The 665-nt window shown below is 51.6% G+C and carries 2 tRNA genes and 1 rRNA gene; all 3 read right to left on the bottom strand.

Features of this window, described 5'->3' with window-relative positions:
- Positions 1-190 precede the first annotated feature (190 nt).
- A tRNA-Ala gene (locus F7Q90_RS25790) sits at positions 191-266 on the bottom strand.
- 142 nt (positions 267-408) lie between these two features.
- Positions 409-485, bottom strand: a tRNA-Ile gene (locus F7Q90_RS25785).
- Positions 486-558: 73 nt separating this feature from the next.
- Positions 559-665 (bottom strand): 16S ribosomal RNA (locus F7Q90_RS25780); the annotation flags it as partial.

Below are 665 nucleotides of genomic sequence, written 5' to 3'. Positions count from 1 at the left end.
CATAACAGTTGCTTGTAAGCTGTAAGCTTTTGAGAGACCCGAACGCATCGTGCTGTGTTCCTTATTACGGAGGAACACGACGTGCGTCGTTTCAAATTTTCAGCTTGTTCCGGATTGTTAAAGAGCATAATACTTCGCAGCACACCGTCGCCGGTACGCTCTGAAGTATTGTCAGAAAAAACAGCAAGTATGGTGGAGCTAAGCGGGATCGAACCGCTGACCTCCTGCGTGCAAGGCAGGCGCTCTCCCAGCTGAGCTATAGCCCCATACAGTTACTGCAGAGACCACTACCACCACTCAACTGCGTGCATTTCATGAGAAATGCACTTCGTGCTCAGGCAAGGCGTGTGTCCGCGAAGCATAGTGAACTATGCGAGCCGGAGACATAACGCAGCATGAGTGCGAAGTTGGTAGGCCTGAGTGGACTTGAACCACCGACCTCACCCTTATCAGGGGTGCGCTCTAACCACCTGAGCTACAAGCCTGTAGAGGTTTTTTCTGCTCGTGACTTTCTATCAGACAATCTGTGTGAGCACTGCGCACGAAGGTATCTTCAGGTAAGGAGGTGATCCAACCGCAGGTTCCCCTACGGTTACCTTGTTACGACTTCACCCCAGTCATGAATCACAAAGTGGTAAGCGCCCTCCCGGGGGTTAAGCTACCTA

This window comes from Pantoea stewartii subsp. stewartii, assembly GCF_008801695.1.
Taxonomy (GTDB): domain Bacteria; phylum Pseudomonadota; class Gammaproteobacteria; order Enterobacterales; family Enterobacteriaceae; genus Pantoea; species Pantoea stewartii.
This window is presented reverse-complemented; position numbering and strand designations above follow the sequence as displayed.